The following is a 20,509-nucleotide window of genomic DNA, read 5'->3' on the forward strand; positions in this document are numbered from 1 at the left end:
TGGAGAGGGTTAGGTTGAGGGAAAAGCCTCACCCCAGCCCTCTTGGGTAAAAACATTGATGAAGGTTAATACTATGAAAGCATTACATTTTGGCGCAGGTAATATCGGTCGTGGCTTTATCGGCAAACTGCTGGCGGACGCGGGGATACAGCTGACGTTCGCGGATGTAAATCAGGTCGTGCTCGATGCCCTGAATGCCCGTCATAGCTATCAGGTTCATGTCGTAGGTGAAAACGAACAGGTTGATACCGTCTCCGGCGTCAACGCCGTGAGCAGCATCGGCGATGATGTCGTCGACCTGATTGCCCATGTAGATTTAGTCACTACCGCCGTCGGTCCGGTCGTGCTTGAGCGTATCGCTCCGGCCATCGCCAAAGGGCTGGTTAAACGCAAGGCACAGGGCATAGCTACTCCGCTGAATATCATCGCCTGTGAAAACATGGTGCGCGGAACGACCCAGTTGAAAGGCCATGTAATGAACGCGCTGGCAGATGAAGACAAAGCCTGGGTTGAAGAACATGTTGGCTTCGTCGATTCCGCCGTGGACCGCATTGTTCCGCCTTCGGCTTCAGCAACCAATGACCCGCTGGAAGTTACCGTAGAAACCTTCAGTGAGTGGATTGTCGACAAAACACAGTTCAAAGGTGAACTACCAAATATCCCAGGAATGGAATTAACTGATAACCTAATGGCATTTGTCGAACGTAAACTCTTCACGCTGAACACCGGGCATGCTATAACCGCGTACCTCGGAAAATTGACCGGTCATCAGACCATCCGTGACGCGATTCTCGACGAGAAAATCCGCGCAGTGGTAAAAGGTGCGATGGAAGAGAGCGGCGCGGTACTGATCAAACGCTATGGTTTTGATGCAGCAAAACATGCGGCATACATTCAGAAAATCCTCGGTCGCTTTGAAAACCCGTATCTGAAAGATGACGTTGAGCGCGTGGGTCGTCAGCCGCTGCGTAAGCTGAGCGCGGGAGATCGTCTGATTAAACCGCTGCTGGGTACGCTGGAGTATGGTTTGCCGCATGCAAATCTGGTTATCGGCATTGCGGCAGCGATGCACTATCGCAGCGAAGAAGATCCGCAGGCACAGGAACTGGCCGCGTTGATTGACGAAAAAGGTCCGCAGGCCGCGCTGGCGCAAGTTTCCGGGCTGGATGCCAACAGCGATGTCGTGCTTGAGGCTGTTAACGCGTATAACGCAAAGAAATGATGCAGGACCTGGCGCAGGATATCCTGCGCCTGAATAATAGATTGTCAGATATGCAGGCAATAATGGAACAAACGCAGGCCTTTGAAAATCGTGTGCTTGAGCGTCTGAATGCTGGCAAAACCGTACGCAGCTTCCTCATCACCGCCGTAGAACTGCTCACCGAGGCGGTGAATATTCTTGTGCTTCAGGTATTTCGCAAAGACGACTATGCGGTGAAATATGCTGTAGAACCACTGCTTGACGGCGACGGTCCGCTGGGCGATCTTTCCGTTCGCCTGAAGCTCATCTACGGTCTGGGCGTACTCAGCCGGCCGGAGTATGAAGACGCCGAGCTTCTGATGGCGCTGCGGGAAGAGTTAAACCATGACGGCAATGAATATGCGTTCACCGACGATGAAATTCTTGGTCCGTTTGGCGAACTCCACTGCGTGACGGCACTCCCGCCGCCACCGCAGTTTGATACCTCAGACTCAGGTCTGCACGCGATGCAGATCCAGCGCTACCAGCAGATGGTGCGCTCCACGATGGTACTTTCCCTGACCGAGCTGATTTCTAAAATCAGCTTAAAAAAAGCCTTTCAAAAATAAGACGATGCTTGCTTATTTCTCTTCCTGCTGCGGTCGATAAAGCTGCCGATAGTACGCCAGACGTTGCAGATACAACTGCGCATTCTCCTGCGGTATTTCAGAAGGGACAACGTTGCGTGGCGGTGTTTTATTCAGATACTCGCGAAAAGCCTGGCTTGAAGCCATAAAATCGACCGTCTTATCAATTAGAGCCGAAACGTTCTCACCTATTTTCGCCATAATCTTCCCTCCTCCATGTATTAACCGCGCTCAGCCTGCGCGGTTGATCGTTTAAGTTTAGGATCGGTTTGGCAATTACATTAAGGAAAACGTGCTTCACTATGAACCCGCCAACAAAATGCGCCATGGTCGATCTTATCGCTTAAAATTCCTTATTAATCAAAATAGTAATATTTTCATTAGCTGAATAATACTTGCAACATTTGATTATTTATCTTCGATTAGTTGTGAATAATCCCGCTCTGCGCGCATACTATAGGATATTCATCCTATTTTTATCAGAAGCTATCCTATGAAAGAAGTCGAAAAAAACGAAATTAAACGCCTGAGCGATCGTCTGGACGCTATCCGCCACCAGCAGGCTGACCTGTCTCTGGTTGAAGCCGCCGACAAATATGCTGAGTTGGAGCAAGAGAAAGAAACTCTGGAAAACGAGATTGCGCGTCTGCGTGAAGTCCATGGTCAGAAGCTGAGCAAAGAAGCGCAAAAGCTGACGAAACTCCCTTTCCGTCGTACCATCACCAAAAAAGAACAGGCCGACATGGGCAAGCTGAAGAAGAGCGTGCGCGGCCTGATTGTCGTTCACCCGATGACCGAGCTTGGCCGTGAAATGGGCCTGAAAGAGATGACGGGCTTCGCGAAGAGCGAGTTCTGATCTCCCACCGGGCAACATCCGCTTGCCCGGTCCTTCACTTCTCCTCGCCATTGGCCCTACCAATTTTAGCCAGATCATACCAGCACCTCACATTTCATTAAAATGTGCGTACAATACCGTTGCCAATAAATAACATTTGATTAACCATTCATTGTCATTACCCCTACACAACAATATTGGCAGGGCCACTTTTACACATAATGTGACGAAGATTTGAGCAAAGACTCATTCCATTATGTCGGCGGCCCCCAGGAGACCTGCAATGAATCTCTGGCAACAGAACTACGACCCGGCCGGTAACATCTGGCTTTCCAGTCTGATCGCATCGCTCCCCATCCTGTTCTTTTTCTTCGCCCTGATTAAGCTCAAGCTGAAAGGCTACGTTGCGGCGTCATGGACGGTGGTGATCGCTTTGTCGGTCGCCCTGCTGTTTTACAAAATGCCGGTCGATCACGCTCTGGCATCCGTAGTGTACGGTTTCTTCTACGGTCTGTGGCCAATTGCCTGGATCATTATCGCCGCGGTATTCGTCTATAAAATCTCGGTAAAAACCGGGCAGTTCGACATTATCCGCTCCTCGATACTCTCGATTACCCCAGACCAGCGTCTGCAAATGCTGATTGTCGGTTTCTCCTTTGGGGCATTCCTCGAAGGGGCGGCAGGCTTCGGTGCTCCGGTAGCGATTACCGCCGCACTGCTGGTTGGCCTTGGCTTTAACCCGCTGTATGCGGCAGGTTTGTGCTTGATCGTAAACACCGCTCCAGTCGCTTTTGGGGCAATGGGCATTCCGATTCTGGTTGCCGGTCAGGTTACCGGGCTGGACAGCTTCGAGATTGGCCAGATGGTGGGCCGTCAACTGCCGTTCCTGACCATTATCGTGCTGTTCTGGATTATGGCGATTATGGATGGCTGGCGTGGCGTGAAAGAAACCTGGCCTGCGGTGATGGTCGCTGGCGGCTCGTTTGCTATCGCGCAGTATCTCAGCTCTAACTTTATCGGACCGGAACTGCCGGACATCATCTCTTCTCTGGTTTCCCTGGTCTGTCTGACGCTGTTCCTGAAGCGCTGGCAGCCGGTACGCATCTTCCGCTTTGGTGATATGGGCGCTTCGCAGGTCGATATGGATCTGTCGCGCACCCGCTACACCGCCGGGCAAATCATCCGCGCCTGGTCGCCGTTCCTGTTCCTGACAGCTACCGTCACGCTGTGGAGCATACCGCCGTTTAAAGCGCTGTTTGCACCAGGCGGCGCGATGTACCACTGGGTGGTCAATATTCCGGTTCCGTTCCTCGACAAGCTGGTTGCCCGTATGCCGCCGGTCGTACACGAAGCCACAGCCTACGCGGCGGTGTACAAATTTGACTGGTTCTCCGCGACCGGTACCGCAATACTGTTTGCCGCCCTGCTGTCCATCGTCTGGCTGAAGATGAAGCCGTCTGCTGCGCTTCAGACCTTTGGTAGCACGCTGAAAGATCTGGCGCTACCTATCTACTCCATCGGGATGGTGCTGGCATTCGCGTTTATCTCTAACTACTCCGGGCTTTCATCCACCCTGGCATTGGCCCTGGCTCACACCGGCAGCGCATTTACCTTCTTCTCGCCGTTCCTTGGCTGGCTGGGGGTATTCCTGACTGGATCCGACACCTCATCAAACGCACTGTTTGCCGCCCTACAGGCCACGGCCGCTCAGCAAATCGGTGTTTCGGATGTATTAATGGTGGCTGCAAATACCACCGGCGGCGTGACCGGAAAAATGATCTCTCCGCAATCTATCGCTATCGCCTGTGCGGCAGTGGGATTAGTGGGAAAAGAGTCTGACCTGTTCCGCTTTACCGTGAAGCACAGTCTGATTTTCACCTGCATGGTGGGTGTGATTACCACACTGCAGGCCTATGTCTTAACCTGGATGATTCCATGATAGTGATGCCCAGACGCCTGTCAGACGAAGTCGCATCTCGTGTGCGGGCGCTGATTGAAGAACAACAGCTGGAAGCGGGCATGAAGTTGCCCGCTGAGCGCCAGCTGGCCGTACAGCTCGGCGTATCGCGCAACTCGCTGCGCGAGGCGTTAGCAAAGCTGGTGAGTGAAGGCGTACTGATTAGCCGTCGTGGCGGTGGAACGTTTATTCGCTGGCAGCATGAGGCATGGTCTGAACAAAACATCGTGCAGCCGCTGAAAACCCTGCTGGCGGACGATCCTGATTACAGTTTCGATATTCTGGAAGCCCGCCACGCCATCGAAGCCAGCACCGCCTGGCACGCAGCTATGCGTGCCACTGCAGCCGATAAAGAGAAGATCAGGCTCTGTTTCGAGGCCACACAAAGCGAAGATCCAGATCTCGCCTCGCAGGCAGACGTTCGCTTTCATCTCGCCATTGCGGAGGCCTCACACAACGTGGTGCTGTTACAGACCATGCGCGGTTTCTTCGACGTATTGCAGTCTTCGGTGAAACAGAGCCGCCAGCGAATGTACCTCGTGCCGCCCGTATTTTCACAGCTGACGGCACAGCATCAGGCCGTACTGGATGCGATTGTTGCCGGAGATGCCGACGGCGCGCGTAAAGCGATGATGGCGCACCTCAGTTTTGTCCACACCACGATTAAACGATTTGATGAAGATCAGGCCCGCCAGGCGCGAATCACCCGCCTGCCCGGTGACCCTGGTGAGAATAGCAGGGAGAACAACACATGATTATTTCAGCAGCCAGCGACTATCGCGCCGCAGCCCAGCGCATCCTACCCCCCTTCTTGTTCCACTATATTGACGGTGGGGCGTATGCAGAGCACACTTTGCGCCGTAACGTGGCAGACCTGTCGGAGGTGGCCCTTCGCCAGCGCGTGCTGAAGAATATGTCCGACCTGAGCCTGGAGACAAAACTGTTCAACGAAACGCTCTCCATGCCGGTGGCCCTTGCACCTGTCGGTCTGTGCGGCATGTATGCGCGTCGGGGCGAAGTTCAGGCCGCCGCCGCCGCTGATGCCAAAGGCATTCCGTTTACGCTTTCCACAGTATCCGTATGCCCGATTGAAGAAGTCGCCCCGACTATCAAGCGTCCGATGTGGTTTCAGCTGTATGTTCTGCGCGATCGCGGCTTTATGCGTAACGCCCTGGAACGAGCCAAAGCGGCAGGTTGCTCCACGCTGGTCTTTACCGTCGATATGCCAACACCTGGCGCACGCTACCGTGACGCCCATTCCGGGATGAGCGGCCCAAATGCGGCACTGCGCCGCTACTGGCAGGCAGTCACCCATCCACAATGGGCATGGGACGTTGGCCTGAACGGTCGCCCGCATGATTTAGGCAATATCTCGACCTATCTTGGCAAACCCACCGGCCTTGAAGACTACATCGGCTGGCTGGCGAATAACTTCGATCCGTCGATTTCCTGGAAAGACCTCGAGTGGATCCGCGAATTTTGGGATGGTCCGATGGTGATCAAAGGGATCCTCGATCCTGAAGATGCTCGCGACGCCGTACGCTTCGGCGCTGATGGCATCGTTGTCTCTAACCACGGTGGTCGCCAGTTAGACGGCGTGCTGTCTTCAGCTCGCGCGTTACCCGCTATTGCCGATGCGGTAAAAGGCGATATCACCATTCTGGCAGACAGCGGGATCCGCAACGGTCTGGACGTCGTACGCATGATTGCGCTGGGCGCGGATAGTGTTCTGCTGGGACGTGCTTATCTGTACGCGCTGGCAACCCACGGTCAGGCCGGGGTAGCGAATCTGCTGAATCTGATCGAGAAAGAGATGAAGGTGGCAATGACCCTGACCGGTGCAAAATCGATTAGCGAAATCAGTCATGATTCGCTGGTACAAGAACTGGGAAAAAGCCTGCCTGCTGCGCTGGCACCTCTGGTTCAGGGTAGCGCGGCGTAACAATATCCCCATAAAACCCACTTTCTGCATGGTCGGTCTGTTCTCAGCCCGGCCATTTTTTATCCAAAAATAACGACCGGTTAACATTTATAACCAATATATTTGACAACTTTTTATCCACCTGTCAGATGTATATACAAGCTAATACAAGGGCGAAATATACAGATAACAACCATCATAACGGGCGAGGGTAACATGGCTTATTCCGGAAAAGTGAATATCCAGCAGGCGATAGATGACAGTCCTTTTTCGCGCTTCCACTGGGTCATTATTGTCCTGGGTTTTCTGGTCCTGGCCATCGACGGCTTCGATACGGCGGCGATGGGCTATATTGCGCCCACGCTCTCAGCCGACTGGGGCATCAAGAAACAGGATCTCGGACCGGTGTTAAGCGCCGCGCTATTGGGCCTGTCATTTGGTGCACTGCTGGCCGGGCCGATTTCCGATCGTATGGGCCGTAAACGCGTGCTGGTCTTTTCCTGTCTGTTTTTTGGCCTCGCCAGTCTGGGAACTGCCTATGCCCAGACGCTGAATATGCTCACATTTTGGCGCTTTCTCACCGGGCTGGGTCTTGGCGCGGCAATGCCCAATGCCATCACCCTGGTGTCAGAATTTGCACCAAAACGCTGTCGTTCAATGGCGATTAACACCATGTACTGCGGCTTTCCGTTAGGGGCTGCAGGCGGCGGGGTGATCTCCTCCTGGCTTATCCCTAACTACGGCTGGCACAGCGTCCTGCTTGCCGGTGCGATCGCCCCGCTGGTCCTCACCGTATTGTTGGTGCTGTTCCTGCCGGAGTCGGTGAAGTATCTGGTTCACCGCGGTAAAGGGGTTGCACAGGTTAAACGCATTGCTCAACGCTTTATGTCGGGAAGTCTGGAACAGGTTACCCAGTTTTATCTGGATGAAGACCGCGTCACGGTCAAAAAAGGCAGCGTGGCACAGCTATTCAGTATGCCCTGGCTGCCGGGCACGCTGATGCTCTGGATGACCTACTTTATGGGATTGGTTATCTACTACGTGCTGTTGAGCTGGATGCCAACGTTGATGCTGGGAATGGGCTATCCGCTGGCCGAATCCGCCTGGCTGACATCGCTATTTACCTTCGGCGGTACCGCAGGGATCCTGCTGGCCGGTTGGTTAATGGACCGTTGGGAAGCGCATAAAGTGGTGTCACTCGGCTTTATTCTGACGATGCTGTTTGCCCTCGCTCTCGGATTTGAACATAACCATATCATCCTGTTCGGCGCACTGATCTTCCTGATGGGGATTACCATGAACGGCGCGCAGTCCGGGCTGCAGACGCTGGCCGCCACTTTTTATCCGACCCACTGTCGCGCGACGGGCATTGCCTGGATGCAGGGCGTGGGCCGCTTCGGTGGCGTAGCCGGAACGATGATGAGCGCCCAGTTGCTTTCCCTGCAATGGCAGGCAGACAGTATATTAATGTTCCTCAGCCTTCCGGCGCTGATTGCGGCTGCCGCAACGATTTACAAACTGCAACGCTATAAACCGCACGCGCTGACCGTCGCATAGTACCCGCTCTTTCTGCTATTCTGCCCCCCGTTATCAAGGGGGCAGTATGCTTAACATCGTTTTATTCGAACCAGAAATCCCGCCAAATACCGGCAATATTATCCGTCTTTGCGCCAACACCGGCTTTCGTCTGCATATTATTGAGCCAATGGGCTTTACCTGGGACGACAAGCGCCTGCGTCGCGCGGGGCTGGATTACCATGAGTTTACCGCCGTGCTGCGCCACCCTGATTACGCCAGCTTCGTCGCCGCAGAAAACCCGCAACGTCTGTTTGCCCTGACCACCAAAGGTACGCCAGCGCATAGCGCGGTAAGCTATCAGGATGGGGATTATCTGATGTTTGGCCCGGAAACTCGCGGTCTGCCATCCAGCATCCTCGACGCGCTGCCAGCCGAACAAAAAATTCGAATTCCGATGATGCCGGACAGCCGCAGCATGAACCTGTCAAATGCGGTGTCGGTGGTGGTGTATGAGGCCTGGCGCCAGTTAGGTTATCCTGGCGCGGTATTGCGTAGTTGATTTTTGTCGGATGGCGGCTGACGCCTTATCCGACCTACGAGATTTGTAGGCCCGGTAAGCACTGCGCCGCCGGGCATAGCTCGAAATCAGATGCCATCGCCGTATTCGAAAGTATGATGTATCCCGTTGAAATGCTGATCCATATCCATAGACGGTTTATCGCTGTCAGGCTTACCGACGATGCGTGCAGGTACGCCTGCCGCAGTGGTATGCGGGGGTACCGGTTGTAAAACCACTGAACCTGCGCCAATCTTCGCGCCGCGCCCGACTTCAATGTTGCCGAGAATTTTTGCTCCCGCGCCAATCATTACACCTTCACGAATTTTCGGATGACGATCGCCGCCGGCTTTACCGGTCCCGCCGAGCGTGACGGATTGCAGAATAGAGACATCATTTTCAATCACTGCCGTTTCACCGACCACAATGCCGGTTGCGTGATCGAGCATAATCCCACGGCCAATTTTTGCCGCCGGATGAATGTCTACCTGGAAGGTAACGGACACCTGATTTTGCAGGAAGATCGCCAGCGCCTGACGCCCCTGATGCCACAGCCAGTGACCGATACGGTAGGCCTGAAGCGCATGAAAACCCTTCAGGTACAGAAGTGGGGTGGAATATTTATCGACAGCCGGGTCACGCGTACGTACCGCCTGAATATCACAGGCCGCTGAGGCAATCATTTCAGGATCGGCGGCATAGGCCTCTTCCACGACTTCGCGAATCGCAATGGCGGGCATGATTGGAGAAGCGAGTTTATTCGCCAGCATATAGCTTAGCGCACTGCCGAGATTTTCATGTTTGAGCAGCGTTGCGTGGTAAAAACTGGCCAACATTGGCTCACATTCCGCCAGTGCCCGGGCTTCCGCTTTAATGTTTTTCCAGACGATATCCAGTTCTTCACACGGCATTGCGTACTCCAGAAGGTAGCAAAACGACCGACCCGTTCTTCGCGGGTCGGGTCGTTAGATTGAAACGGTTCCTTACGGCTAGTGGCTGCTTCGCTCGTCCTTGCGCGCACGACCTAATAACGTCAATGCTGCCTCGCGCGCGTTTTTTCCGCAATACAATACTTGATAAATTTCCTCGGTTATTGGCATCTCGACACCAAAACGGTGCGCCAATTCACGAACTTCTTTCGTATTGCGATAGCCTTCAACCACCTGACCAATCTTGTCCTGCGCGCCCTGCACGTCCATACCCTGGCCGAGCATCATGCCAAAACGACGGTTACGCGACTGGTTGTCGGTACAGGTCAGCACCAGATCGCCTAAACCCGCCATCCCCATAAAGGTGGCAGGATCGGCACCCAGCGCCGCGCCAAGGCGAGACATTTCGGTCAGTCCACGGGTGATCAATGCGGTACGCGCATTCGCGCCAAAACCGATGCCGTCAGACATCCCCGCACCAATCGCAATGACGTTTTTCACCGCGCCGCCAAGCTGCACGCCAATGAAATCCGGGTTGCTGTAAACGCGAAAGCTTTTGCCGCAGTGCAGCAACTGCTGGAGATCGTCAGCAAAGGCGTCGTCCGTCGAGGCCAGAGAAATCGCCGTCGGCATGCCCGCAGCCAGCTCTTTGGCGAACGTCGGGCCGGAAATAACCGCCAGTGGAATTGAGTCCCCCAGCGCTTCACGCGCGACGTCCTGCAGCAGACGCCCCGTTTCCGCCTCCAGACCTTTTGTCGCCCAGACCAGTCGTGCGTCAGGACGCATCAATGGTTTGATGTTTCGCAGCACTTCGCCAAAGACGTGGCTCGGCACCACCACCAGAATATTACGACTGGCGGCCAGCGCAGTGGCTAAATCACTTTCCAGGCGCAGTGTGTCAGGAAAAGGCACATCAGGAAGGAACGCGAGGTTGCAGCGATCGTGCTCAAGGGTCGCGATATGTTTCGGATCATGGCCCCACAGGACAACCTGATGGCCATTTCTTGCCAGGGTGATGGCAAGAGCGGTGCCGTACGAGCCGGCACCAATCACAGTCATTGAAGCATTACTTTGGTTCATCAGGCATCCTGATGTTCTTCAGTACCTTCGCCAGCCTGCTGCTGTAAATAGTTCATGAACAGCGCATCAAAGTTGACCGGCGCAAGGTTCAGTTGCGGGAACGTACCGCGTGATACCAGGCTGGTGATGCATTCACGGGCATACGGGAACAGAATGTTCGGGCAGTATGCGCCCAGGCAATGCGCCATCTGAGTCCCTTCGATACCACTGATGGAGAAAATACCGCCCTGCTGAACTTCGCACAGGAACGCAGTTTCTTCACCAAGAGAAGCCGTTACAGTGACACGCAGCACTACTTCATACACGTCATCTGCCAGTTGGGTAGATGCGGTATCAAGATCAAGTTTAACCTCTGGCTGCCAATCTTTCTGGAAAACATGCGGTGCATTTGGCGCTTCGAAAGACACATCCTTGGTATAGATACGTTGGATCTGGAAAGCCATTTCAGTGTTATTTTGTTCTGACATGTTTAGAAAACCCTTAGTGTTGTCCTTTAAATACTTTCAGTACGCCTTATTGCAGCAGGGGATCCAGTCCACCACGCGCATCCAACGCATACAAGTCGTCACAACCGCCAATGTGCTGTGCATCAATAAAAATCTGCGGAACCGTCGTACGGCCACTGCGCTTGATCATCTCTTCACGCTTTACGGCATCGCCGTCAATCGGAAGCTCCTGGAAACTCACACCCTTGCTGTTCAACAGCGCTTTTGCGCGATGGCAAAACGGGCAGGTTGCTTTGGTGTAGATCTCAATATTGGCCATGACTTATCTCCAGTGTTCTTTTTACCCTATGGCATGAAAGAAGATGGGTAAATTACTTGCCGCGAACCAGTGGCAGATTCTCACCACTCCAGCCCGCTACGCCGTCTTTCAGTACGGATACTTGCTCAAAACCGGCTTTAATCAGCGCAGTTGCTGAATCCTGGCACTGCATGCCTGAACCATCAACCACAATCACAGGTTTGTTTTTGTGTTTTTCAAGTTCGCCAAAATTGTTGGCTTTGATTTCGCTCGGCAGCAGGTTAGTGGAGCCTGCGATATGGCCTTTGCGGAAGTCGTCGCGCTGGCGTAAATCCACAACAACGGCGTCTTCTTTGTTGATGAGACGTGTAGCTTCGCCGCGAGTAATCACCTTCACTTTTGAGGTCAGGCTCTTAAACGTGGTAAATAATACAGCCGCCAGTAACGCAATCCAGGCGATACTCAAGACAGGGTGGCGACTAACAAATTGCATAATTTCTTGCATGGGGGGTAACAACTCCCGACTCAGTGATTAAAAAAACCAGGAAAGGAGTATACCTGCGCGTTGGCGCAAATACAGCCAGAGCGTGCATTGGATTGCATTTTTGCGGGGCGCTACGGAAAAAAAAATGTAAATCGGTGTTCCCCCTGGCACGCGATCCCCCATTATTTGATCTTCGGGGGCTACTTTATCGATTCAGCTGTAGTAAAATTACGCAATTATTTTTTATCTCTTGAGTGTGAGGTTGTCGCAATGTCGGTTTCTAAAAAACCTATGGTACTGGTGATTCTGGATGGCTACGGCTATCGCGAAGACAGCCAGGATAACGCCATTTTTAGTGCTAAAACCCCGGTAATGGATGCGCTGTGGGCAAAACGTCCGCATACCCTGATTGATGCGTCTGGTCTGGAAGTCGGCCTGCCCGATCGCCAGATGGGCAACTCCGAAGTGGGTCACGTCAACCTGGGCGCGGGCCGTATCGTGTATCAGGACCTTACCCGTCTGGACGTTGAAATCAAAGAACGTACTTTCTTCGCTAACCCGGTGCTGACCGATGCGGTCGACCAGGCAAAAAATGCCGGGAAAGCGGTACACATCATGGGTCTGCTCTCTGCTGGCGGCGTTCACAGCCACGAAGATCACATCATGGCGATGGTAGAAATGGCCGCTGAACGCGGCGCTGAAAAAATCTATCTGCACGCTTTCCTTGATGGTCGTGATACCCCGCCGCGCAGCGCTGAACATTCACTGCAGAAATTTGAAGAGAAATTTGCCGCGCTGGGCAAAGGCCGCGTAGCGTCCATCATCGGTCGTTACTACGCTATGGACCGCGACAACCGTTGGGATCGCGTAGAACAGGCTTACGATCTGATGACGCTGGCGAAGGGCGAGTTCCAGTTCGCTACGGCGGTTGAAGGTCTGCAGGCTGCTTATGCCCGCGAAGAGAACGACGAATTCGTCAAAGCGACCGTGATCCGTGCCGAAGGTCAGGCAGATGCTGCTATGGAAGATGGCGATACGCTGATTTTCATGAACTTCCGTGCTGACCGTGCGCGTGAAATCACCCGTGCGTTTGTTAACGCTGATTTCGACGGCTTCGCCCGTAAGAAAGTCGTTAACCTCAACTTTGTGATGCTGACCGAATACGCGGCAGACATCAAAACTGCGGTTGCTTACCCTCCAGCATCTCTGGCCAACACCTTTGGTGAGTGGATGGCGAAGAACGAAAAAACGCAGCTGCGTATTTCCGAAACTGAAAAATATGCGCACGTGACCTTCTTCTTCAACGGCGGCGTAGAAGAGCCGTTCAAAGGCGAAGACCGCATCCTGATCAACTCTCCGAAAGTTGCGACCTACGATCTGCAACCGGAAATGAGCTCTGCTGAACTGACCGAGAAGCTGGTTGCAGCGATTGAGAGCGGTAAATACGACACCATCATTTGTAACTACCCGAACGGCGACATGGTTGGTCACACCGGGGTGATGGAAGCAGCGGTTAAAGCGGTTGAAGCGCTGGATAACTGCGTTGAGCAGGTGACTAAAGCGGTTGAGTCCGTTGGCGGCCAGTTGCTGATCACCGCAGACCACGGTAACGCAGAGCAGATGCGCGATCCGTCCACCGGTCAGGCACATACTGCACATACCAACCTGCCCGTTCCGCTGATTTATGTCGGTGGTAAGAACGTCAAAGCAGTCGAAGGCGGCAAACTTTCTGATATCGCCCCAACGATGCTGACGCTGATGGGTATGGAAATCCCGCAAGAGATGACTGGTAAGCCGCTGTTCATCGTGGAATAATCCCTCCCCATGAGGGGAAAGGCGATTAATACCATCACTCGGGCCGTGAAACCGCGTAAGTTTTCAGTCAGGCCCTTGTTCTACGCCAGCGCGCTTAGCGCTGGCGTATTGCTGTGCGCCTTTTCCGCCCACGCGGACGAACGCGACCAGCTCAAATCTATTCAGGCCGATATCGCGGCAAAAGAACGCGCGGTACGCCAACAGCAACAACAACGTTCCACTCTCCTCGCTCAGCTTAAAGCTCAGGAACAAGCCATCGCCGTTGCCGCAAGGCAGTTACGCGAAACGCAGAACTCACTGGCACAACTGAACGCGCAAATCGCAGAGATGAACGCAGCACTCGCGAAGCTGGAAAAGCAACGAGCAGCGCAAGAGCGCAGTCTGGCAGCCCAGTTAGACGCCGCGTTTCGCCAGGGTGAACACACCGGTATTCAGCTCATCCTTAGCGGCGAAGAAAGCCAGCGCGGACAGCGCCTGCAAGCCTATTTCGGCTACCTGAACCAGGCGAGGCAAGAAACTATCGCGCAGCTGAAACAAACCCGCGAAGAAGTCGACTCGCAAAAAGCCGAGCTGGAAGATAAGCAAAGCGAACAGCAGACGCTACTGTACGAACAGCGCGCTCAGCAGGCTAAGCTGGAACAGGCACGTAACGAACGCCAGAAAACGCTTTCGAGTCTGGAATCATCGATTCAACAGGGTCAACAGCAACTGGGCGAAATGCGCGCCAACGAATCGCGCCTGCGCAACAGCATTGCTCGCGCCGAAGCTGCGGCCAAAGCGCGCGCGGAACGTGAAGCGCGCGAGGCGCAGGCCGTACGTGATAAGCAACAGGATGCATCACGGAAAGGCTCAACCTACAAACCGACCGAAAGTGAAAAATCTCTGATGTCACGTACCGGCGGTTTGGGTTCGCCACGCGGCCAGGCATTCTGGCCCGTTCGGGGTCCAACCCTACATCGTTATGGCGAACAACTGCAGGGTGAGCTACGTTGGAAGGGGATGGTTATTGGTGCATCCGAAGGCACCGAAGTTAAAGCCATTGCCGATGGTCGCGTCATTCTGGCGGACTGGTTGCAGGGCTATGGCCTGGTGGTCGTCGTTGAGCACGGTAAAGGCGATATGAGCCTGTACGGTTATAACCAGAGCGCACTGGTCAGCGTCGGTACGCAGGTTCGCGCCGGGCAGCCTATAGCACTAGTGGGTAGCAGCGGCGGTCAGGGCAGGCCGGCACTCTATTTCGAAATTCGTCGCCAGGGTCAGGCGGTCAATCCACAGCCGTGGTTGGGAAGATAAGTTTTGCCACAACAATTTCGTCGTCTACTACTCTCTCTCGCCAGCCTGCTGGCCTTCGCAACACCTGTTTTTGCTGGCAAACTCGCCATCGTCATTGATGATTTCGGCTATCGCCCACACACTGAAAACCAGGTACTGGCGATGCCTTCTACCATCTCCGTTGCCGTTCTGCCTAACGCCCCACATGCGCGAGAAATGGCAATCAAAGCGCATAACAGCGGGCATGAAGTCTTAATCCATCTGCCAATGGCGCCGCTGAGCAAGCAGCCGTTAGAGAAAGATACATTACGCCCTGAAATGAGCAGCGAAGAGATTGAGCGAATTATTCGCGACGCGGTAAGCAAAGTACCGAATGCGGTCGGTCTGAACAACCATATGGGCAGCGCGATGACCTCCAGCCTGTTTGGCATGCAGAAGGTGATGCAGGCGCTGGAGCGATACGATCTCTACTTCCTGGACAGCATGACCATTGGTAACAGCCAGGCAATGCGCGCAGCGTCAGGGACCGGTGTGAAAGTCATCAAACGCAAAGTCTTCCTGGATGACACGCAAAACGAAGCCGATATTCGCCGTCAGTTTAATCGTGCCGTCGAGCTGGCGCGCCGCAACGGTTCCGCAATCGCCATTGGCCATCCTCACCCGTCTACGGTTCGTGTCCTGCAGCAGATGCTGTATAGCCTGCCAGCCGACATCACGTTGGTTCGCCCAAGCAGCCTGCTCAATGAACCGCAGGTGGATACCTCCAGACCAAACCTCACGCCACCGAAGAACGGTACACCTGATGCGCCGCGTAATCCTTTCCGCGGGGTGAAATTATGCAAACCGAAGCAGCCGTTAGAGCCAGTGTACGCCAGCCGCTTCTTCAGCGTGCTCGGCGAAAGCATTACCCAAAGCACGCTGGTGCAGTATATGCGCCTGCAGTGGCAGGGCTGGCAATAATCAGCCTTTGCTATCCAGCGTTAAATGAGCCAGGCGGCGCGGCGTCAGTGATTTATCGCGCCACTGGCTAAAGCGGATGGCCCACAACAGCACCTGATAACCCAGCTTAACGCTGCAAATATTGCTTACCATACGCTTGAACATACCCGACACGAATACTTCAGCAATCATGCGCTGGCGGATTTTCTCGTCCGGTTCTTTACGTATGCAATGACAAACGCGTAGCGCTTCGTAAATCACCTGCTGTTTGAACTCCGGGTAAATGGGAATGCGCCCGGCGTAATCATGATTCATCTTATCCAGCAGACGGGTAATTTTGATGTAGTGGCGCTGGTAAGCGAGATTTTTCAGCCCGGTGCGCGGCAGACGGCTAACAGATGCGCCGTGCAGGAAGTATTTATACAGAGGGATTTCCGTGTAACGCGCGCGCTTCGCATTAAACATAAACTCCGTCGTCCAGATAATATCCTGGTGATGCAGGCCAGACAGGAAGGTCAGCCCCGCGTCGCGGATAGTCTGATGACGATAAACGCCCATCCAGACAACGTGTCGCCAACGGCGGCTGGCTAACGCTTTGCGTAACCAGTCTGGCCCGGTCATCACGCCGGTAGAACGAATACGATCGGTAGGAATGGATGCCCAGGTGTGGCCGGTTTCCGCAATACACCAATCAGCGTTGCACTGCGCAACATCCAGGTTGTCTTTCAGCGCCATAGTCATCAGCGTTTCATACATTTCCGGATAGGCAATATCATCGCCGTCTACGTACGCGATGTACTCCCCCCTGGCGACTTTCATACCGGTATTGCGCGCCGCCGAAACGCCCCCATTGCGCTGGTGCAGCAGATGAACGTGCGGATAACGATCCGCATAAGACTGAGCAAGCTCCGCAGAGTTATCCGTAGAGCCATCATTAACAATGATGATCTCCAGGTTCTTCCAGGTTTGCGCAATCAGCGAATCCATACACGCAATGAACGGTTCACCCGTGTTGTAAAGCGGCATAATGACGCTCAGGAGACCAGGTATATAGGTCATATCAAATCCAGCCAGACAATAGAGTAATCGGCACTTTTTAGCATATTAAGCGGTAGATTTTCAGAAAAAATTATTAATTCTTTAGCGGAAAATGCGCCGGGCGAGAGAGATTGTGCAGGCAAAAAACGCCCCGGATGATTAATGATAATCAACATCCGGGGACAACACACAGAATCCACAGGGTGGATACGGTTAATCCCAGCTCAGGATCACTTTCCCTGACTGGCCTGAACGCATCGCGTCAAAGCCCTGCTGGAATTCATCGATGGAGAATCGGTGGGTGATGATCGGCGACAAATCCAGACCAGACTGGATCAGTGCAGCCATTTTGTACCATGTCTCAAACATCTCACGACCGTAGATACCTTTAATAAACAGTCCTTTAAAGATAACTTTCGTCCAGTCGATGGACATATCAGATGGCGGAATACCCAGCATAGCAATACGGCCACCGTGATTCATGGTGTCCAGCATAGCGCGAAACGCTGGCGGCGCCCCGGACATCTCTAGGCCCACATCAAACCCTTCGGTCATACCCAGTTCAGCCATCACGTCGGTCAGATTCTCTTTCGATACGTTGACCGCGCGAGTGATACCCATTTTGCGCGCCAGCTCAAGGCGATACTCATTAACGTCGGTGATCACCACGTGGCGTGCGCCAACGTGCTTCGCGACCGCCGCCGCCATAATACCGATTGGACCCGCACCGGACACCAGTACATCTTCCCCAACCAGATCGAACGACAGCGCCGTGTGCACTGCATTACCGAACGGATCGAAGATAGACGCCAGGTCGTCGGAGATATTGTCCGGGATTTTAAATGCGTTAAATGCCGGGATCACCAGGTACTCCGCAAAGCAGCCCGGACGGTTTACACCGACACCGGTCGTATTGCGGCACAGGTGAGTACGTCCACCGCGGCAGTTACGGCAATGTCCGCAGGTGATATGACCTTCGCCTGAAACGCGATCGCCGATTTTAAAGCCTTTAACTTCCTGACCGATGCCAACAACTTCGCCGACATATTCATGCCCAACGACCATCGGTACTGGGATGGTTTTTTGCGACCATTCATCCCAGTTATAAATGTGAACGTCAGTCCCGCAGATGGCTGTTTTACGGATTTTAATCAGCAAATCGTTATGACCGACTTCCGGTTCAGGAACGTCAGTCATCCAAATGCCCTCTTCCGCTTTCAGTTTGGATAACGCTTTCATTTCACATCCTCAGGCAATAACGCCCAGTTGTTTACCAATGCGTGTGAACGCCTCAACAGCACGCGTAATCTGCTCAGGGGTATGCGCCGCAGACATCTGGGTACGGATACGCGCCTGGCCTTTTGGAACCACCGGATAGAAGAATCCGGTAACGTAAATCCCCTCTTTTTGCAGTTCACGAGCAAAGTCCTGCGCGATCACTGCATCACCCAACATCACCGGGATAATCGCGTGATCGGCACCGGCTAAAGTAAAGCCTGCGGCAGACATTTGCTCGCGGAACTGACGTGCGTTCGCCCACAGGCGGTCGCGCAGGTCGCTGCCTGCTTCAACCATTTCCAGCACTTTAATGGAGGCCGCAACAATCGCTGGCGCCAGTGAGTTGGAGAACAGATAAGGACGGGAACGCTGACGCAGCCACTCAACAACTTCTTTACGCGCTGCGGTGTAACCACCGGATGCGCCGCCGAGTGCTTTACCCAGCGTACCGGTGATGATGTCCACGCGACCCATCACGTCACAGTATTCATGGGAGCCACGACCATTTTCGCCGACAAAACCGACGGCATGGGAATCATCAACCATGACCAGCGCGTCGTATTTATCCGCCAGATCGCAAACGCCTTTCAGGTTAGCGATCACACCATCCATAGAGAACACGCCATCAGTGGCGATCAGGATATGACGAGCGCCCGCTTCACGTGCTTCTTTCAGGCGAGCTTCCAGTTCCACCATATCGTTGTTGGCGTAACGGAAACGTTTTGCTTTACACAGACGAACGCCATCTATGATAGAAGCGTGGTTCAGGGCATCGGAAATAATTGCGTCTTCTGCGCCCAGCAGCGTTTCAAACAGGCCGCCATTGGCGTCGAAGCAGGAAGAGTAAAGGATGGCATCTTCCATACCGAGGAATGCCGCCAGTTTTTGCTCCAGTTGCTTATGGCTATCCTGGGTACCGCAAATAAAGCGAACCGAAGCCATACCAAATCCGTGAGAATCCATACCCGCTTTTGCTGCTGCAATCAGTTCCGGATGATTAGCCAGTCCCAGATAGTTGTTCGCACAAAAGTTAATAACGTGGCTTCCGTCCGCCACGGTGATATCCGCCTGCTGGGCAGATGTAATAATGCGCTCTTCTTTAAACAATCCTTCCGCACGTGCGGTGTCGAGATCGTTGGTTAACTGTTTGTAAAAATCCCCACGCATTTCAATTCTCCAGACTGGGCAAATTTCAGCACATATTACCCAAAGCTATACGTTGATACGAGATGACGCATCATCACTTCTTCAAAATGAAGCATAAATCACGTGTACCCGCACGGCTTATCGGTGAATGGCTGAAGCCTGAGCCATGTAGTGATATGATAGAAAGTATTCGTGTCTGAGATTGTCTCTGACTCCATAATTCGAAGGTTACATTTATGATCATCGTTACCGGCGGCGCGGGCTTTATCGGCAGCAACATCGTTAAGTCCCTGAATGATAAAGGCATCACCGACATCCTGGTGGTGGACAACCTGAAAGACGGCACCAAGTTCGTTAACCTGGTGGATCTGAATATTGCTGACTACATGGACAAGGAAGACTTCCTGATCCAGATTATGGCCGGGGAAGATTTCGGCGATATCGAAGCTATTTTCCACGAAGGCGCATGCTCTTCCACCACCGAGTGGGACGGCAAGTATATGATGGACAACAACTATCAATACTCTAAAGAGCTGCTGCACTACTGCCTGGAGCGTGAAATCCCGTTCCTGTACGCGTCCTCTGCCGCCACCTATGGCGGTCGCACTTCTGATTTCATCGAATCCCGTGAATATGAGAAACCGCTGAACGTCTATGGCTACTCAAAATTCCTGTTCGACGAGTACGTGCGTCAGATCCTGCCGGAAGCCAACTCTCAGATTGTTGGCTTCCGCTATTTCAACGTCTACGGACCGCGTGAAGGCCATAAAGGCAGCATGGCGAGCGTCGCTTTCCACCTCAATACTCAGCTTAACAATGGCGAAACACCAAAACTGTTCGAAGGCAGCGAAAACTTCAAACGTGATTTCGTTTACGTTGGCGATGTGGCTGCAGTGAACCTGTGGTTCCTGGAAAACGGGGTATCCGGCATCTTTAACCTCGGTACTGGTCGTGCGGAATCTTTCCAGGCCGTTGCTGACGCAACGCTGGCGTACCACAAAAAAGGCAGCATTGAGTACATTCCATTCCCGGAAAAACTGAAAGGCCGCTACCAGGCGTTTACTCAGGCAGACCTGACCAACCTGCGCGCCGCGGGCTATGACAAGCCGTTTAAGACCGTTGCTGAAGGCGTAACGGAATATATGGCCTGGCTGAACCGCGACGCATAAG

The 20,509-nt window shown here is 53.5% G+C and carries 21 protein-coding genes; 12 read left to right on the forward strand and 9 right to left on the reverse strand.

Annotated elements, in window-relative coordinates; translation table 11 throughout:
• The first annotated feature begins 73 nt into the window (after window positions 1-73).
• Both mtlD and mtlR read left to right on the forward strand, forming a co-directional pair.
• Window positions 74-1,222 carry a mannitol-1-phosphate 5-dehydrogenase gene (gene mtlD / locus WN16_RS02825; protein WP_003024180.1) on the forward strand — a complete coding sequence of 383 codons (1,149 nt, stop codon included), beginning with the start codon at window positions 74-76 and terminating at the stop codon, window positions 1,220-1,222.
• A complete protein-coding gene (mtlR, locus tag WN16_RS02830; RefSeq protein WP_003024179.1) occupies window positions 1,222-1,809 on the forward strand; it encodes a mannitol operon repressor MtlR in 588 nt (195 codons plus the stop codon). Before mtlD ends, mtlR begins: the two co-directional genes overlap by 1 nt.
• Window positions 1,810-1,821: 12 nt before the next feature.
• Here the strand turns inward: mtlR and WN16_RS02835 are convergent, their stop codons facing one another.
• On the reverse strand, window positions 1,822-2,028 hold the full coding sequence (locus WN16_RS02835) for a hypothetical protein (protein WP_003024176.1): 207 nt from the start codon (window positions 2,026-2,028) through the stop codon (window positions 1,822-1,824).
• Between the two features lie 292 nt (window positions 2,029-2,320).
• On the opposite strand from WN16_RS02835, the gene WN16_RS02840 reads away from it, so the two are divergent.
• The 6 genes from WN16_RS02840 (at window position 2,321) to trmL (ending at window position 8,617) form a co-directional block, all read left to right on the forward strand.
• Window positions 2,321-2,683 (forward strand): YibL family ribosome-associated protein, encoded by a 363-nt coding sequence (locus WN16_RS02840; RefSeq protein WP_003024174.1) that lies wholly within the window; start codon window positions 2,321-2,323, stop codon window positions 2,681-2,683.
• Window positions 2,684-2,945: 262 nt separating this feature from the next.
• Window positions 2,946-4,601, forward strand: coding sequence for an L-lactate permease (gene lldP / locus WN16_RS02845; RefSeq protein ID WP_003837651.1), 1,656 nt, complete (start codon window positions 2,946-2,948; stop codon window positions 4,599-4,601).
• Window positions 4,598-5,374 carry a transcriptional regulator LldR gene (lldR, locus tag WN16_RS02850; protein WP_003024170.1) on the forward strand — a complete coding sequence of 259 codons (777 nt, stop codon included), beginning with the start codon at window positions 4,598-4,600 and terminating at the stop codon, window positions 5,372-5,374. Before lldP ends, lldR begins: the two co-directional genes overlap by 4 nt.
• Window positions 5,371-6,561, forward strand: coding sequence for an FMN-dependent L-lactate dehydrogenase LldD (gene lldD, locus WN16_RS02855; RefSeq protein ID WP_003837647.1), 1,191 nt, complete (start codon window positions 5,371-5,373; stop codon window positions 6,559-6,561). Before lldR ends, lldD begins: the two co-directional genes overlap by 4 nt.
• 195 nt (window positions 6,562-6,756) lie before the next feature.
• Entirely contained in the window at window positions 6,757-8,097 is a 1,341-nt protein-coding gene (locus WN16_RS02860; RefSeq protein WP_044700437.1) for an aromatic acid/H+ symport family MFS transporter, read from the forward strand.
• A gap of 46 nt (window positions 8,098-8,143) precedes the next feature.
• A complete protein-coding gene (gene trmL / locus WN16_RS02865; RefSeq protein ID WP_016151165.1) occupies window positions 8,144-8,617 on the forward strand; it encodes a tRNA (uridine(34)/cytosine(34)/5-carboxymethylaminomethyluridine(34)-2'-O)-methyltransferase TrmL in 474 nt (157 codons plus the stop codon).
• A gap of 86 nt (window positions 8,618-8,703) precedes the next feature.
• Here the strand turns inward: trmL and cysE are convergent, their stop codons facing one another.
• The 5 genes from cysE to WN16_RS02890 all read right to left on the reverse strand — a co-directional run bounded on the left by cysE (window position 8,704) and on the right by WN16_RS02890 (window position 11,872).
• On the reverse strand, window positions 8,704-9,525 hold the full coding sequence (gene cysE, locus WN16_RS02870) for a serine O-acetyltransferase (protein WP_003024160.1): 822 nt from the start codon (window positions 9,523-9,525) through the stop codon (window positions 8,704-8,706).
• A 78-nt stretch (window positions 9,526-9,603) separates the two neighbouring features.
• Window positions 9,604-10,623, reverse strand: a complete 1,020-nt coding sequence (gene gpsA / locus WN16_RS02875) for an NAD(P)H-dependent glycerol-3-phosphate dehydrogenase (RefSeq protein WP_003837641.1) — start codon at window positions 10,621-10,623, stop codon at window positions 9,604-9,606.
• The gene (secB, locus tag WN16_RS02880) at window positions 10,623-11,090 is read right to left on the reverse strand and encodes a protein-export chaperone SecB (RefSeq protein WP_003024155.1); all 468 of its coding nucleotides are present in this window, start codon (window positions 11,088-11,090) and stop codon (window positions 10,623-10,625) included. The genes gpsA and secB overlap by 1 nt, the downstream gene beginning before the upstream one ends.
• A gap of 46 nt (window positions 11,091-11,136) precedes the next feature.
• Window positions 11,137-11,388, reverse strand: coding sequence for a glutaredoxin 3 (grxC, locus tag WN16_RS02885; protein WP_003844542.1), 252 nt, complete (start codon window positions 11,386-11,388; stop codon window positions 11,137-11,139).
• Between the two features lie 52 nt (window positions 11,389-11,440).
• A complete protein-coding gene (locus tag WN16_RS02890; protein ID WP_003024148.1) occupies window positions 11,441-11,872 on the reverse strand; it encodes a rhodanese-like domain-containing protein in 432 nt (143 codons plus the stop codon).
• A gap of 249 nt (window positions 11,873-12,121) precedes the next feature.
• On the opposite strand from WN16_RS02890, the gene gpmM reads away from it, so the two are divergent.
• From gpmM to WN16_RS02905, 3 genes are read left to right on the forward strand one after another with little or no spacing between them, the layout of a single operon-like run.
• The gene (gpmM, locus tag WN16_RS02895; RefSeq protein ID WP_044700439.1) at window positions 12,122-13,666 is read left to right on the forward strand and encodes a 2,3-bisphosphoglycerate-independent phosphoglycerate mutase; all 1,545 of its coding nucleotides are present in this window, start codon (window positions 12,122-12,124) and stop codon (window positions 13,664-13,666) included.
• 33 nt (window positions 13,667-13,699) lie between these two features.
• Window positions 13,700-14,959, forward strand: coding sequence for a murein hydrolase activator EnvC (gene envC, locus WN16_RS02900; RefSeq protein WP_229235822.1), 1,260 nt, complete (start codon window positions 13,700-13,702; stop codon window positions 14,957-14,959).
• A gap of 3 nt (window positions 14,960-14,962) precedes the next feature.
• Complete coding sequence (locus WN16_RS02905) at window positions 14,963-15,898, forward strand: divergent polysaccharide deacetylase family protein (RefSeq protein ID WP_003024138.1); 936 nt, start codon at window positions 14,963-14,965, stop codon at window positions 15,896-15,898.
• Here WN16_RS02905 and WN16_RS02910 read toward each other — a convergent pair whose 3' ends face one another.
• The 3 genes from WN16_RS02910 to kbl form a co-directional block, all read right to left on the reverse strand.
• On the reverse strand, window positions 15,899-16,936 hold the full coding sequence (locus WN16_RS02910) for a glycosyltransferase (protein WP_044700441.1): 1,038 nt from the start codon (window positions 16,934-16,936) through the stop codon (window positions 15,899-15,901).
• A 192-nt stretch (window positions 16,937-17,128) separates the two neighbouring features.
• Window positions 17,129-18,154: an L-threonine 3-dehydrogenase gene (gene tdh, locus WN16_RS02915; protein ID WP_003024132.1), complete on the reverse strand. Its 1,026-nt coding sequence runs from the start codon at window positions 18,152-18,154 to the stop codon at window positions 17,129-17,131.
• 9 nt (window positions 18,155-18,163) lie between these two features.
• Complete coding sequence (kbl, locus tag WN16_RS02920) at window positions 18,164-19,360, reverse strand: glycine C-acetyltransferase (RefSeq protein ID WP_003837635.1); 1,197 nt, start codon at window positions 19,358-19,360, stop codon at window positions 18,164-18,166.
• 215 nt (window positions 19,361-19,575) lie between these two features.
• Here kbl and rfaD point away from each other — a divergent pair, with 215 nt between their 5' ends.
• Window positions 19,576-20,508, forward strand: a complete 933-nt coding sequence (gene rfaD / locus WN16_RS02925) for an ADP-glyceromanno-heptose 6-epimerase (RefSeq protein WP_003827312.1) — start codon at window positions 19,576-19,578, stop codon at window positions 20,506-20,508.
• Window position 20,509: the final 1 nt, after the last annotated feature.

This window comes from Citrobacter sp. ABFQG (assembly GCF_004322975.1).
GTDB lineage: Bacteria > Pseudomonadota > Gammaproteobacteria > Enterobacterales > Enterobacteriaceae > Citrobacter > Citrobacter freundii.